General features: G+C 57.6%; 16 protein-coding genes. 10 read left to right on the top strand and 6 right to left on the bottom strand.

Features of this window, described 5'->3' with window-relative positions; all coding sequences use genetic code 11:
* Positions 1-44 precede the first annotated feature (44 nt).
* The 4 genes from OU421_RS02925 to OU421_RS02910 all read right to left on the bottom strand — a co-directional run bounded on the left by OU421_RS02925 (position 45) and on the right by OU421_RS02910 (position 3255).
* Positions 45-551 (bottom strand): 50S ribosomal protein L16, encoded by a 507-nt coding sequence (locus tag OU421_RS02925; RefSeq protein ID WP_268187120.1) that lies wholly within the window; start codon positions 549-551, stop codon positions 45-47.
* A gap of 61 nt (positions 552-612) precedes the next feature.
* Positions 613-1374 carry an ABC transporter ATP-binding protein gene (locus OU421_RS02920; RefSeq protein WP_268187119.1) on the bottom strand — a complete coding sequence of 254 codons (762 nt, stop codon included), beginning with the start codon at positions 1372-1374 and terminating at the stop codon, positions 613-615.
* A gap of 7 nt (positions 1375-1381) precedes the next feature.
* Positions 1382-2179, bottom strand: coding sequence for an ABC transporter permease (locus OU421_RS02915; protein ID WP_268187118.1), 798 nt, complete (start codon positions 2177-2179; stop codon positions 1382-1384).
* 77 nt (positions 2180-2256) lie between these two features.
* Positions 2257-3255, bottom strand: coding sequence for an ABC transporter substrate-binding protein (locus tag OU421_RS02910; protein WP_268187117.1), 999 nt, complete (start codon positions 3253-3255; stop codon positions 2257-2259).
* A gap of 220 nt (positions 3256-3475) precedes the next feature.
* On the opposite strand from OU421_RS02910, the gene argH reads away from it, so the two are divergent.
* The 10 genes from argH (at position 3476) to OU421_RS02860 (ending at position 13188) form a co-directional block, all read left to right on the top strand.
* The gene (argH, locus tag OU421_RS02905; protein WP_268187116.1) at positions 3476-4960 is read left to right on the top strand and encodes an argininosuccinate lyase; all 1485 of its coding nucleotides are present in this window, start codon (positions 3476-3478) and stop codon (positions 4958-4960) included.
* A complete protein-coding gene (gene gatD, locus OU421_RS02900) occupies positions 4960-6189 on the top strand; it encodes a Glu-tRNA(Gln) amidotransferase subunit GatD (protein WP_268187856.1) in 1230 nt (409 codons plus the stop codon). The genes argH and gatD overlap by 1 nt, the downstream gene beginning before the upstream one ends.
* A complete protein-coding gene (gene gatE, locus OU421_RS02895) occupies positions 6179-8014 on the top strand; it encodes a Glu-tRNA(Gln) amidotransferase subunit GatE (RefSeq protein ID WP_268187115.1) in 1836 nt (611 codons plus the stop codon). The genes gatD and gatE overlap by 11 nt, the downstream gene beginning before the upstream one ends.
* 62 nt (positions 8015-8076) lie before the next feature.
* Entirely contained in the window at positions 8077-8361 is a 285-nt protein-coding gene (locus tag OU421_RS02890) for a DUF5350 domain-containing protein (protein ID WP_268187114.1), read from the top strand.
* A gap of 71 nt (positions 8362-8432) precedes the next feature.
* Positions 8433-8789 (top strand): hypothetical protein, encoded by a 357-nt coding sequence (locus OU421_RS02885; RefSeq protein WP_268187113.1) that lies wholly within the window; start codon positions 8433-8435, stop codon positions 8787-8789.
* Entirely contained in the window at positions 8776-9303 is a 528-nt protein-coding gene (locus tag OU421_RS02880; RefSeq protein WP_268187112.1) for a nitroreductase family protein, read from the top strand. The genes OU421_RS02885 and OU421_RS02880 overlap by 14 nt, the downstream gene beginning before the upstream one ends.
* A gap of 13 nt (positions 9304-9316) precedes the next feature.
* On the top strand, positions 9317-9667 hold the full coding sequence (locus tag OU421_RS02875) for a DUF555 domain-containing protein (RefSeq protein WP_268187111.1): 351 nt from the start codon (positions 9317-9319) through the stop codon (positions 9665-9667).
* A 1-nt stretch (position 9668) separates the two neighbouring features.
* Complete coding sequence (locus tag OU421_RS02870) at positions 9669-10562, top strand: carbohydrate kinase family protein (protein ID WP_268187110.1); 894 nt, start codon at positions 9669-9671, stop codon at positions 10560-10562.
* Positions 10563-10621: 59 nt separating this feature from the next.
* The gene (locus tag OU421_RS02865) at positions 10622-12367 is read left to right on the top strand and encodes a DUF2070 family protein (RefSeq protein WP_268187855.1); all 1746 of its coding nucleotides are present in this window, start codon (positions 10622-10624) and stop codon (positions 12365-12367) included.
* Positions 12368-12516: 149 nt separating this feature from the next.
* Positions 12517-13188: a hypothetical protein gene (locus OU421_RS02860; protein WP_268187108.1), complete on the top strand. Its 672-nt coding sequence runs from the start codon at positions 12517-12519 to the stop codon at positions 13186-13188.
* Positions 13189-13222: 34 nt separating this feature from the next.
* Here the strand turns inward: OU421_RS02860 and OU421_RS02855 are convergent, their stop codons facing one another.
* Together OU421_RS02855 and OU421_RS02850 are read right to left on the bottom strand one after the other, a co-directional pair.
* Positions 13223-13387 carry a hypothetical protein gene (locus OU421_RS02855; RefSeq protein WP_268187107.1) on the bottom strand — a complete coding sequence of 55 codons (165 nt, stop codon included), beginning with the start codon at positions 13385-13387 and terminating at the stop codon, positions 13223-13225.
* Positions 13384-13635 (bottom strand): hypothetical protein, encoded by a 252-nt coding sequence (locus tag OU421_RS02850; protein ID WP_268187106.1) that lies wholly within the window; start codon positions 13633-13635, stop codon positions 13384-13386. The genes OU421_RS02855 and OU421_RS02850 overlap by 4 nt, the downstream gene beginning before the upstream one ends.
* Positions 13636-13684 lie beyond the last annotated feature (49 nt).

Here is a 13684-nt window from a genome sequence, read left to right as displayed (position 1 = left end):
AATGGTAAAAAAGTATATGCCCCCGTTGGGGGAATACGGAAGAATTAGTTCTTCTTTTCGATGACAATTCTGCCAGGAGACGGCAGTTTGTAGATGCCGTGCTTCATAATGTTCTTTACCTTCTCAGCGTTTGCCTCTGTGGTATAACAGGTAAAGACCTTCTGGTTTGCCTCGACACGTGCCGCTGTGCTTACTGCCTTACCGAATGCTGATCTCATTCCTTCTGAGACACGGTCAGCACCGGCGCCGGTTGCCTGCTTGTTCTCACGGAGAACGTGGTGCGGGTAGGTGCGCAGCTTTAGGTGGAAGTTCATTCTGCCGATATCCTTGATCAGCTTCCTGTTCATGTTAACACGGGCCGCTTCCATCGCAGTGTGGCGAATCTGGCATCTTTCATCGACCTGTATTGAGACGGCAACCGGGAAATCGGTTTTCAGGTTGCCCATATCGAACTGCACAATTTTGCTTCCTGGGACACCGCCCATATATTTCCGGCGTGTGTATGCCCTTTTTGTGACAGATCTGTACATTTTGGCGGGTTTTCGGACCATTGACTGTGACTCCTCTATGTATAAATGTGCTTTAAAAAATGGAAATATATCCATATAAAGCTTACCGAATGGATGCGCTATCCTCCATTGATTTCAGGATGTGTTTGCGCATTTCGGCAAATTGTTGTGCGGTACGGTCACGCATACGTGGCAGATCCACTGTGATGACCTCTTCAATTTTCCCCGGTCGGGGGCTCAGGATAACGATGCGATCGGCGAGGAAGACTGCTTCATCAACGCTGTGCGTGACAAAGATGACGGTCTTCTGGGTCTCTTCCCAGATCTCCAGAAGCTCGCGCTGCATCACATTGCGCGTCTGGGCATCCAGTGCGCCGAAGGGTTCGTCCATGAGAAGGACTTTCGGTTCGTTTGCAAGGGCCCGTGCGATGGCGACACGCTGGCGCATGCCGCCGGAGAGTTCATGTGGGTATGCGTCCCGGAACTGCTCCATCCGGATGATCTTCAGGTATTTTTCTGCTTTCTCCCTGCGCTCTGTCTTTGGGATGCCCCGCATCTCAAGACCGAATGCGATGTTGTCGATGACACTCTTCCACGGGAAGAGGGAGTATTCCTGAAAGACCATGCCCCGGTCAGTATCCGTCCCTTCGATAGGTGTCCCGTTGAGGCGGATGGTGCCCTCCGTTGCGGTCTCCAGCCCTGCGATGATCCGCAGGAGGGTGGTCTTCCCGCACCCTGAGGCGCCGACGATACAGATGAACTCCTTCTCCTCGATATCCAGATTGATATCTTTAAGGGCGACCGTCGGTTCCCCTTCGTCGCGTGCAAAGACCTTGGTTACCTGTTCTACAGAAACTATTGCCATCCCAAAATCACTCCATGGTGTTCTGCCACCGCATGGTCTGTTTGTTCACATAATGCCGGAAGAGCATGTCAATGATAATGCCGATGACACCGAGAACCAGCATATAGACGACCACGCTGTCCATCTGGTGCAGATTGTAATAGGTCCAGAGATTCTTCCCCAGACCGTATTTCCCGGTGCCTGCACCGAAGATCTCCGCTCCTACAAGGCACATCCACCCGATGCCCATCGAGACCCGTATCCCTGCGGTGATCTCGGGGATTGCCGACGGGAATCCGATCTTTCTGATCAGAGCGGAGTCCTTTGTACACCCGAGCACCCGTGCCGCTTCAATGAACACCTTCGGCACATTGCGAAAGCCGGTGTAGGTGTTGATGATGACAGGGAAGACGGCGCCGATGAAGATGATAAACCCTGCCGCCGCGTGCGTGAGCCCGAACCAGATGATGGCAAAGGGGATCCACGCGAGAGGCGGGATGGGGCGGATGATCTCCACAATCGGGTTCAGTGCGATGTCGATATCACGGAACCAGCCCATGCAGATGCCGGTCGGGATGCCGACGATGAGTGCTGCTGCCATGCCAATTGCAAAGTGGTACAGACTCACGACGATGTCTGTCGGGAGGGTGCCCCGCGTACCGAACATGTCCGCGATGAATGCGGTGACTACCTCGGTGAAACTGGGCAGTTTGAATGTGTTTCCGACGACGTAGACGGCAACGATCTGCCAGACGAGGATGACCACCCCAACCGAGGCGAGCGGTATCAGGATATTTCGATAGGTATTCTTATTTTTTGTACGCATTCGTGCGTTCTCCACAGGTAGCGTACCGGGTATTCCCGGTCGGTTCTTCAGATCTGCGCAGGCAGGGGAAAAAAAGGTTAGGCTTCTGTTGCCTTCTCATAGAAGGACATATCGAAGATATCATCTTCGGTAAGTGGCTGACTGATGTAGCCGAGGTCTGCCTGAACTGTGGTGTAGTCAACAACGGATCCGGTGATGACTGACGGGTTGTTGATCCAGCGTCCGTCCCAGGTTGTAAACGAATCCTCAATGACTGCCATGTCGACCTTGTTCATGTCGTGGTAGATCTGTGCAGTCTCGTTCTGGTTGGCAATGGCATACTCGGTCGCTTTGATGTGGGTCTTTACAATCTGCTCCACCATGTCGGGGTGGTTGCGGATGAGGTCGCCGGAGACGACGAGGACACAGCAGGCGTGGTCTTTCTCCATCTCACCGGACTGCACCGCGGTATAGCCGTTTCCTTCAGCGGCGATGGTGGCGGGTGCAGGGTGCGGCAGGAATACCGCGTCAACAGCGCCTTCGGAGATGGCGACCGTAGCGTCACCGGGGCCCATCGGGCGGATGTCTACATCGGTGTCGGGGTCAATGCCGTTTGACTGGAGCCAGTCACGCAGGAGGGTGTCCTGGATGGTGCCCGGCGGGAAGGTGGCGATGATGAGACCTTTCAGGTCGTCAGGGCTGGTGTAGGTGACTTCAGGGCGGACAACAAGATCAGATCCCTGCACCTGCACGGCAGCGACGATCTTTGCATCAAGGCCGGTTGCAAGAGCGGAGATGACAGGAGCTGCACCGACATAGGCGACATCGATGTCCCCTGCAATCATGGACTGCATCTCCGGTGCGCCGGTGGGGAACTTGTGGTCTTCAATGTCGGTGATGCCGTAGGGTGCGAGGTCCTCTGTCCACCATCCCTTCTCCTTTGCGACCATGTATGCAACCTGATGGGTTGACGGCTGGTAACCGAAGGAGAGGGTGTCTTTCTCGGTTTCTGTACTGCCGGTGTCCGTGCAGCCGGCGACGAGCAGTACTGCTGCAATGGCACAGACTGCAAGGATAAAGAGTCCTTTTGATTTCATGATATGTTCTCCAGATGATGTGGTGAATCATATAGGTGTTTCCTGTGTATTATAAAATACATTCCATTTCTGACAAATAATTGTCCGAATATGTCCAATTGTAAACAAATTTGGACAAATTATTGGTCGTGGGGGGTGGTATTCGGGGGGTGTTTACCTGAAGAATGCATTGCTTTAACAGTTTTCGTTTCGTATAGATTAGGCAGGAGTTTATTGAAAAATGTCGAGCGATCCGGTGAGGAGGGGGCGGCTTACAGGCGGACGGCCCGCTGAAGTGGCTGCCTTCCTCTCGTCAATGGATGCAGACCGGTGGATTGCTGATGCTGATGTCAGGGTGGATATTGCCCATCTCCTGATGCTGGACCGTCAGGGGATCATCGAACGGGATGCGTCGCAGGCGGTCATGGCCGCACTGCTGGAAATGTATGAGAACGGTGTGCCGGATACGGTATTTGATGACGAGTATGAGGATGTGCACGCCGGCATTGAAGCGACGCTGATCGCCGCGTCAGGCATGGACAAGGGCGGCCGCCTGCATATGGGGCGGTCACGCAATGATGAGGTGGCGACCTGTATTCGTGTCCGTCTGCGTGAAGAGCTGCTCACCCATCTGGAGGGGCTCATCACCCTGCGCGGCGCACTCTTAGAGCAGGCAGCAAACCACACGGAGACGGTGATGCCGGGATTTACTCATCTCCAGCACGCCCAGCCCACTACCCTCGGGCACTATCTTCTTGCCTACGAGCAGGCACTCTCCCGTGACTTTGAGCGTCTCACGGATGCCTATATCCGGGTGAACCGCTCCCCTCTCGGCGCCGCGGCGTTCGCCTCCACCGGCTATCCGATCGACCGGGAGATGACGGCGGAACTCCTCGGGTTCCCGGACCTCATGCTCAATACGATGGATGCGGTCTCCGCCCGTGACTTTGTGATTGAGACCGCTTCCGCCTGCACGATTCTTATGTCAACACTCTCCCGTCTGGCGGAAGAGATCGTTCTCTGGAGCTCTGCCTTCGTCCGGTTTGTGACACTGGACGACGCATACTGCTCGACCTCGTCCATTATGCCGCAGAAGAAGAACCCGGACACGGCGGAGATCATGCGGGGCAAAACGGGTGCGGTCGCAGGTGCCTTCACGGCGGCCTTTACTGCCGTCAAGGGCCTTCCGATGAGCTATAACCGTGACCTGCAGGACGTGACCCCCTCCCTCTGGCGGGCGGTTGCGGAGTCCGGCGCCTGTATTGGCATCGCAACGGGCATCATTGAGACCGCCACCTTCCATCCGGACCGGATGCGCGAAGAGGCGGGACGGGGCTTTTCCACCGCGACCGAACTCGCGGATGTGCTGGTCCGGGAGTATGGTCTGCCCTTCCGGGCGGCCCACAATATCATCGGCCGTGCGGTCCGGAGCGAGACGATCACGCTCGCTGTCCTCGAGGCGGCGGCACAGGACCTCTCCGGTATCTCGCTGGTGGAGCGGGGCCTCACGGCGGAGCGGATCACAGAGGCCCTTGATGTCGATGTGAGTGTGCGGATGCGCCGTGCACCCGGCGGCCCGGCCCCGGAGACGGTGCAAAAGGCAATTGCGATGCGGAATGTGGCACGCGAAGAGGATCGCATCTGGGTCCTGTCCGAACAGAAACGCCTGCAGGATGCAGAAGACAAAATGATCCGGGAAGGAAAGACACTGGTAGACGAATCATGATGGAATCAGGCACACAGGTCACCTGCCGCTATGCGGGAACAGACCTTGAAGGGACATATATTACCGACCGCGACGGGAAAGCGGTCATCAAACTGAACAGCGGATACAATATCGGTGTCGACCCGTCATGCCTCTCGGTGGTTGCCCCGCCGGAGGCGACGGAGGCGGGAGAGATGGCGGTCGAACAAAACGCCTCCCTTCCGCAGCTTTCAATCATCTCCACCGGCGGCACGATCGCAAGCCGCGTGGACTACCGGACGGGGGCCGTCACCAGCCAGTTTACCGCTGACGATATCCTCCGTGCCATTCCGGGGCTTGCCGATATAGCACAGTTCCGTGCAGAGGTGCTCGCAACGATTCTCTCGGAGAATATGACCCCTGCCATCTGGCAGACCCTTGCCGAAAGCATCTGTGCAGAGATCAAAAACGGTGCCGAGGGCGTCATGGTGACGCACGGCACCGACACGCTCGCATACTCGGCGGCGGCAGTCTCGTTTATGCTCGACACCCCGGCGCCGGTCATCTTTGTCGGTTCACAGCGGTCCGCGGACCGTCCGTCCAGTGACAATGTGATGAATGGCCTTGCGAGTGCGGCGGCGGCCATATCAGACCTTGGCGAGGTGGCGGTTGTGATGCACGGGAGCACGAATGACGACGCCTGTGCCATCCACCGGGGCACACGGGTGCGCAAGATGCACACCTCCCGGCGGGACGCCTTCCAAAGCTTCGGGATGGAGCCCATCGGAACGGTTGCCTACCCGTCACTGGACGTGACACTGTCCGGGGATGCGGTGCGCAGGCGGCCGGACACCGAACCGGTGCTCGCCGCAACCCTTGAGGAGAAGGTCGGGATGACCACCTTCTATCCCGGCATGAGCCCGGACGTTGTTGATGCGTTTGCGGGATACCGCGGGCTGGTGGTCTGCGGTACCGGTCTGGGCCACACCTCGGCACCCGTGATCGCGTCCTTAAAGGCGCTCATCGATGCAGGGACGGTCGTGGTCATGACCTCCCAGTGCCTCAACGGCCGTGTCTGTGACCGTGTCTACGACACCGGCCGTGACCTCCTCGCCGCAGGCGTGGTCGAAGGTGAGGAGATGCTGCCTGAGGTGGCCTACGTCAAACTGATGTGGGTGCTCGGGCAGACAACCGACACCGAAGAGGCGGCCCGCCTGATGGCGACGCCCTTGCGGGGCGAGTTCGGGAGGTGTTCATACAATGGATTTTGAGTATGCGAAACTGGGCCTGAAGGCCGGTATCGAGATTCACCAGCAGCTCGACACGGCAGAGAAACTCTTCTGCCACTGCCCGACCGTCCTGCGGGACGTGGAGGAGCATACCGGCGAGTTCTTCCGTTATCTCCGGGCGACAGTCTCGGAGATGGGTGAGATCGACCGGGCGGCCCGCGAGGAGATGATGGTCATGCGCCCGTTCTCCTACTATGCGTATGACACCACCTGCCTCGTCGAAAACGATGAAGAACCGCCTGCACCCCTGAACCCGGAGGCACTGGAACTCGCGCTCACCATCGCAAAGATGATGGGTATGACACCGGTCGAACAGGTGCATGTGATGCGCAAACTGGTCATCGACGGTTCCAACACGAGCGGGTTCCAGCGGACTGCCCTCGTCTCCCTGAACGGCTCCCTCCCCACTGGGGAGCGGATCGAGTCCATCTGTCTCGAAGAGGAGGCTGCCCAGCGGGTAGAAGGGGATACCTTCTCCCTCGACCGTCTGGGAATCCCCCTCGCTGAGATCACGACCGCCCCCGACATGCACACGCCAAAAGCGGTGCACGATGTCGCTGCCTACATCGGGATGCTGCTTCGTTCCACGATGAAGGTGAAACGGGGTATCGGGACCATCCGGCAGGACGTGAACATCTCCATCGCCGCGGGCGCCCGTGTCGAGATCAAGGGTGTGCAGGAACTCCGGCTCATCGAGGAAGTGGTCCGTCGCGAGGTGCAGCGACAGGTGAGTCTCGTTGAAATTCGTGACGAACTCCTCTCAAGGGGCGCCTCGGTGGACGAGGAGTCCCATGATGTGACCGCGCTCTTCAGCGATACCGGGTCTGCCATTCTGAAACGGGCGAAAGCGATTCACGCGGTCTGTCTCCGTGGCTATGACGGTCTTGTCGGTCGCGAGATCCAGCCCGGCAGGCGTCTCGGGAGCGAGATGTCCGACTACGCCAAGAAATGCGGTGTGGGCGGACTCTTCCACACCGATGAACTGCCTGCCTACGGGGTGACGGCGGAAGAGGTCACCGCCCTGAAGGAAGCCGTGGGCGCCGGGGAAAATGATTGTGTGGTGCTCGTCGCGGACACCAAAAAGAAGGTCACCTGTGCCATCGGACAGATCCGGCGGCGTGCGGAGATGGCACTTGAGGGTGTGCCGGAAGAGACGCGCAAGATGCTTGAGGAAGGCAGCTCGGCATATATGCGCCCCCTGCCCGGAGCGGCACGGATGTACCCGGAGACGGATGTCCTGCCGGTGCCGGTGACGGGCGCGTATTATGACGCGCTTGTCCTGCCGGAACTGCTCTCCGCGAAGGCAGAGCGCTATGAACGCGAGATGGGGCTCGCCGCCTCCCTCGCCCGGCAGATGGTCTACTCGCGGCGGTGCGGGCTCTTTGAAGAGGCGGTCAGCCGGGGTGTGAAGTCCGCCCTTGCGGCAAACACGCTTCTCGGGACCCTCAAGGAGCTCTCCCGTGACGGTGCGAACGTCGCGGCTGTGCCGGGCGAGGCGCTTATCGACCTCCTCGTGCGCGTGGAGACGGGTGCGGTTGCAAAGGAGGCGATTCCGCCGGTCATCCGTGCCCTTGCAGAGGGTCAGGATATTGATGTCGCAATCAACACGGTAGCACCGTCGGTAAGCCGTGAAGAAGTACGCGCAGTCATCTGTGCGACGATTGCCGAGCGGGACGCGTTTGTCCGCGAACAGGGCATGCGGGCGATGGGGCCCCTGATGGGGGTCGTGATGAAAGAACTTCGCGGTCGGGCGGACGGTAAGGTCATATCCGAACTGCTGAAGGAGGAACTGGGTAAGATTGTCTGAGAGGGTCTTCCTCTCGGTTACATTTATCCGTTTTCCTGTGTTAATTAGTAAGGAGTTGTTCTATGGGAAAAACTGGTACCACAACATGGACGCAGATTAAAAGCGTAAAGGGTCAGGTCAGACTTGTCCCGGCAAAGGAAGGAACATATAAGAAACCCGGTCCAAACCAGCGGTTTAAAACCGGTAATCAGCTGAAAAAGGCACTGAAGGCATCACAGGATGATGGCCGGAGGGGCGGCAGAGGCGGACGCGGCGGAGCACGCGGACGCGGCAGAGGTCCTGAGAATGATCCACGGTTCCGCAGGAGAATCCGCCGTTCACCTGCTTCCATCAAAGGATCCAAATAGACACAATATTGATACCCGGGTGAGATTATCACCCATCCCGTTTTTATATGAGACAATCGGTAGGTTTTGTGATGAATGCAAAAGAAGCAGTTGCAGCATATCAGTTTTCTGAGCGGTCAAAGTCTGAACTTATCGCCGCCTCCCAGATTCTTGCAACATTATACGATTACAAAGGCGCGGAGCGTACCGCTGCAAAGCGCGTAACGACGAACTTCCTGGAGCTGTTCCGGTCCAATCTGATGCTTGGATTCAATGCGACGAAGAACCGGAATTTCCAGCAGGCCGCAGACCGCGTGAGTGAAGCCATCTCGCGTCTTGAGTCTGACGAGTTTGCGGAAGCAACCCAGAAGATCGGAGATGCAGTGAGCCTTGCTACGACTCCTGCACAGGAAGCATGGGAGTTTCTGTCTGAACATGGATTCCTCTGAATTCCTGGGATTTTTACGGACACGCTCGTCTGTCCGTGAATTTAGCGATGTTGAACTAACGTCTGCAGAGATTGAAGCAGTCATTCGCGCCGCGGAGCGTGCCCCGTCAGCGGGCAACCGTGAGGCGTGGGATGTGGTGATCGCAACAGATGAGGGCATCCGTGAAGATCTCTCCGATGCGGCGTTCCAGCAGCAGCACCTGATGGAGGCACCCTGTGTCTTTGTGGTCTGCGCGAATTACGTGCGGTCGATGTCGCAGTACGGGGAACGGGGCATTCTCTATGCGGTGCAGGACGCAACGATTGCCGCGACTTATATGATGCTCGGAGCGCATGCAGCGGGTCTGCAGACCTGCTGGACAGGCGCTTTTGACGAGGAGACCGTGAGTGAGATCCTCGCGCTCCCGGAGCATATCCGTCCGCTGGTCCTCCTTGCGGCAGGAAAGGGGCATCTGCCCCCGTCCTATGCCGGAAGGATGCCCATCGGTGAACACGTACACGAAAATATCTGGTAAGAGGCATGAGAAAATGAGTGACTACCGCGTTATACTGGAGTCCGGATGGGTTGTCCGCGATGTGGATACCCTTGACGATGCGATTGGCATCGCCATATCTGAAGCAGGAAAACGGCTGAACCCGAAAGCCAAGTTTGTAGAGATCGAGATCGGACAGGCAATATGCCCGTTCTGTGAACAGGAACTGAATAATGCCCTGATTGTGTCAAACATCGCCCTTGTCGGGCTGACGCTTGAGATGAAGGTCTTCAAGGCGGAATCTGAGGCACACGCCGAACGGATCGCAAAGTCTGTCATCGGACAGTCGCTGCGTGACATTCCGCTGAAGGTTCTTGAGGTCGAAGAGCTGTCGGGGTCGAACTGATATGATCTCGGTTGTGGGTCATACCACCACCGACCATCTTTTTACGGTTCCCGAACTGATTGCAAAGAACCATTCCACGTTTATCACCGCGCACGAGATCTTCTACGGGGGCGGTGCGGCAAATATTGCGGCTGGCATCGCGGTCTTAGGCGGTGCATCGGAACTGGTGACCGCAGTAGGGGGCGATTTTGCCGGGAGCGAGTACGATCACTGGCTCACAAAACTCGGTGTTCTGCGCCGGTTTATTGTGAAACCGGAGATGCATTCCTCGACCTGTTATCTCTTCAATGACGGGACGGATGACCAGATCACTTACTTTGAATGGGGTGCGTCTGCAGCGCTCTCTGACGCCGAGGCGCCGGTTCTGGACCGCGTGCACCTTGCGCCATCCGAACCGGATTTCTGTGTCCGGGTGGCAGAGAAGGCCTCCTGGGTCTCGTTTGATCCGGGGCAGGACCTGGTGCGGTTCTCCCGTGACCAGATCTGTGAGATCCTGAAGCGTACCGACCTGCTCTTTGTAAACCGCCATGAGGCAGAACGGATCTGTGCGATCGGCGGGTTCTCCCGCGAGGCCCTCATTGCGATGGTGCCCCGTGTCATTATCACGATGTCGGGGGACGGGAGTCTCCTGTACCAGGACGGCGAAGAGGTGCATGTCCCGGCAGTGCCGGTGACGCTTGCCGACCCGACCGGCGCCGGTGACGCGTTTCGTGCCGGGTTCCTGACGGCGGAGATGCGGGGCTATGATCCGGTGACGGCACTGGAGATTGGCACGACAACGGCATCATTCGTGGTGGAGAAGGCCGGGTGCCAGACGAATCTCGCCGACTGGGACCGGATGGCAGTGCGGTACCGGGAGCATTTCGGCGACCTTGCACCGGTTTCCCTGCCCTGAATCATATCGCATAAATAGAGACTGAACAAACCTAGGTTGAGTGAAGCAGGTGTGTCAATCTGACGGATAAAGGCGGAAATTCTGCACTTGAAGACCTCTCCCGGTACATTTTTGCAGCTCCTGCATGGCCGCGTTCGGTTGCAATTATGCTCCTCATGGGGATTGTGATCGACGGAGCGGGGTACATCGGCGGGCGCAATTACCTGCTGGTATTCGGATTTTCCGGGTATGTGATTCCCGCACTTTTCGCTTTTGTCCTTACAAAACCCTCTGTTGAGAGTGTGGGGGGCAAGATTACCTGGAACCGCTCGGCACTCCTCGCAATGGCGTGCATGGTCTTTCAGGTCATTGTAAGTCTCCTCCTGACATTTCTGCCATACCCGAACTTCTATTCGGTGCTCTTTGCGGTGGCACTGGGTGTGGTCTTTTCCGTCCGGCTGATTGTGCTCGCGGGGATTGCCGATTACCGGATGGCCCGGATGGTGCCTGCGGCGTCACTGCAGAGTATCGCAGCAGCGATTGCGGGAACATACTATTTCGGGATGGATTTCCTGTATTTCGTGATTGTGCTGCACCTGCTCTTCGGCTGTGGGGTACTGCTCTTCCTCTGGCTTGTGGAGCGACCCCTGCGGAAGAACTTCCGTATCAGCGCCCTGCATTTCATCAATGCGTTCATCGCCCACAATACGGACGGCGATAAGGCACTGGATGAGTTCTTCATGGAGATCGGCGAGGACGTCTATGTCCAGCAGGCGTCGCTCTTCTTTTCCCGTGCAGGGCGGGGGGATATTACCTTCACCGTGCCGAACCTGCATCCCGGCCCAATGGGGGAGATCGGCGGGGCGAACCTGCCGAAACTGCTCCACGATATGATCGGGATGGACACGTTTGTCGCCCACGGGTGTGCGACGCATGACTTCAACCTTGTCTCGGAGAGTGAGGTGACGGGGATGGCGGATGCGGTGCGTGCGTCCCGGCGGGATGCGGTCTTCTTCCCGAAGGCAACGCCGTCCCGCAGGTATTCCTATGGGTCGGTGGATATTTGTGCACAGGGATTTGGCGATACGCTGCTCCTTATTGCCACCCGTTCCCCGGAGAAGACTGAGGACCTGGAGTATGCCATCGGTCTTGCGGTGATGGCGGAGTGCCAGAGACGCTACCGGCATGTGGCGTTTGTGGACGGGCACAACTGCATGGTCGATGTGACCGAACCGGTGGTAGCGGGGTCGCTCTCTGCCTATGAATACTGGAAGGCGGCGCAGGTGGCAGCGGACGGATGTCTTACGTTGCCCTGTGCGTCTTTTGAGGTGGGGGCTGCTCACCGGGCGGTACCGTTCTCCCGTGAGGAGGGATTCGGGGATCTCGGGATCATGGCGCTTGTAGTCCGGGTGGAGGGGCAGGTGACGGCCTATGTGCTCTTTGACGGCAACAATGTGGAGCACGGGGTCCGTGAGGTGCTGCGGGATCATTTGCTGACTGTGGTCGATGAGTGCGAGATCATGACCACCGATTCGCATGTGGTGAATACGCTCTCCGGCAGGAATCCGGTGGGCTATCGCATCCCGGCAGAGGAGATCATCCCCTATGTGGAAGATGCGGTGCGTACGGCAATAGCGGACCTTGCCCCGGCGGAGGCGGCAGGCGGCACCGGCTGGGTGGAAGGGGTGACGGTCTTCGGGTCGAACCGGATCTCCCAGCTGGCAAGCACGGTGAATGCGATGCTCACCTTCATCGCTCCGCTGGGCCTGGCGATTCTCCTGTTTGCGTTCCTGCTCTCCGTTGTGGCGTACCTGGTGCTGTTGTAGGGAATTCCTCTGATACGTATCCTGCCGGGGTGATACCCGTCTTTACCGGCAACACTCTTTTCGTCCGGTATTACACATACTCTGCTAATGATTCCGGACTCATCGCCGAATCCTGGATGATTGTGGGAAAGGTGTGATCTTTGAGCCGAATGAAGAAGAGCGATGGTATTGCGGTTGCAGTTATCGTATCGATAGCGGTTGTCGGGCTGGCTGCACTATTGTGCGGCCCGTATCTTGTCGAAGGTGCGGAAGGCAACAATAATTATGTGATCCGGATCACCGGCATGGATAATACGGTTACCGACGGTGCGGCCACGCTGATGGTGCCTATTCCTGTCTATCTCAGCGGAGAGCCGGTATTTTCTGAAGCGAACCTGGCCCGGGTCCGGGCTGAACCCGGGGTATACCGGTTGAATCCCGACTGGAATCTCTCTGTTGAGACGACACCGTACGGGGATATGCTGGTCTTTCGGTCTGTGTCAGGTGAGGTATCTGATATCGATATGATTCTTGCGGCATTTGACCGGGAATCCGGGCCCCGTCTGCTGATGCCTGTTGTGAGTATACCGGGGAATGTCAGTGTGGAAACGTTCGCCCGGAATAATTACGGGAAGTATCAGAGTGTTGTGTATGCCGACGGCCTGCGGCTCTCCGCCGATACGTCGGCAGACTTTGATCTCCGCTATATCGGCGGTGGGGGGAAGAAACTGGCGTTTCAGGCTCCGGTCTGGGAATCATCCGTCCGTGCATCGCTGCCCGGCGGGAATGTGGGATTTGCAGAGGCAGCGGTTACGTATTCGGTGAGTGATTCGTGGTATTAACGTGAATATATGTGATGGTCAGAAAAGAGCCGCTCTATGGCGTGATGAACGAGAGGGGGAAGACGCAGAACAGTGCCTGACCAATCTCATTTATACGGTGTCCGGTTTCCGGTGCATCACCCGGATAGCCGTTTGCGATCTCGTGAAGCGGTGGTAGTGTGGGTGTCTCGTTTGGATCTGTCCGGATGAGGGGTTTCATATCGGTTCGGCCCCTGTAGAAGCGGCGGGCGGCACCGGCTGGGTGGAGGGGGTGACCGTCTTCGGGTCAAACTGCATCTCCCGGCTGGCAAGCACGGTGAATGCGATGCTCACCTTCATCGCTCCGCTGGGCCTGGCGATTCTCCTGTTTTGCGTTCCTGCTCTCGGTGGTGGCGTACCTGGTGCTGTTGTAGGGTTTTTCCCGGCCCGGATGTTCTGTTTTGATACCGGTCTGTCATCTCTTCTCATCACCCTGTGTTTTATGCCTGATTGGCAACCGTTTCCTGCATGCCTCTGA

Origin of the sequence: Methanogenium organophilum (assembly GCF_026684035.1) — an archaeon.
Lineage (GTDB): Archaea > Halobacteriota > Methanomicrobia > Methanomicrobiales > Methanomicrobiaceae > Methanogenium > Methanogenium organophilum.
This window is presented reverse-complemented; position numbering and strand designations above follow the sequence as displayed.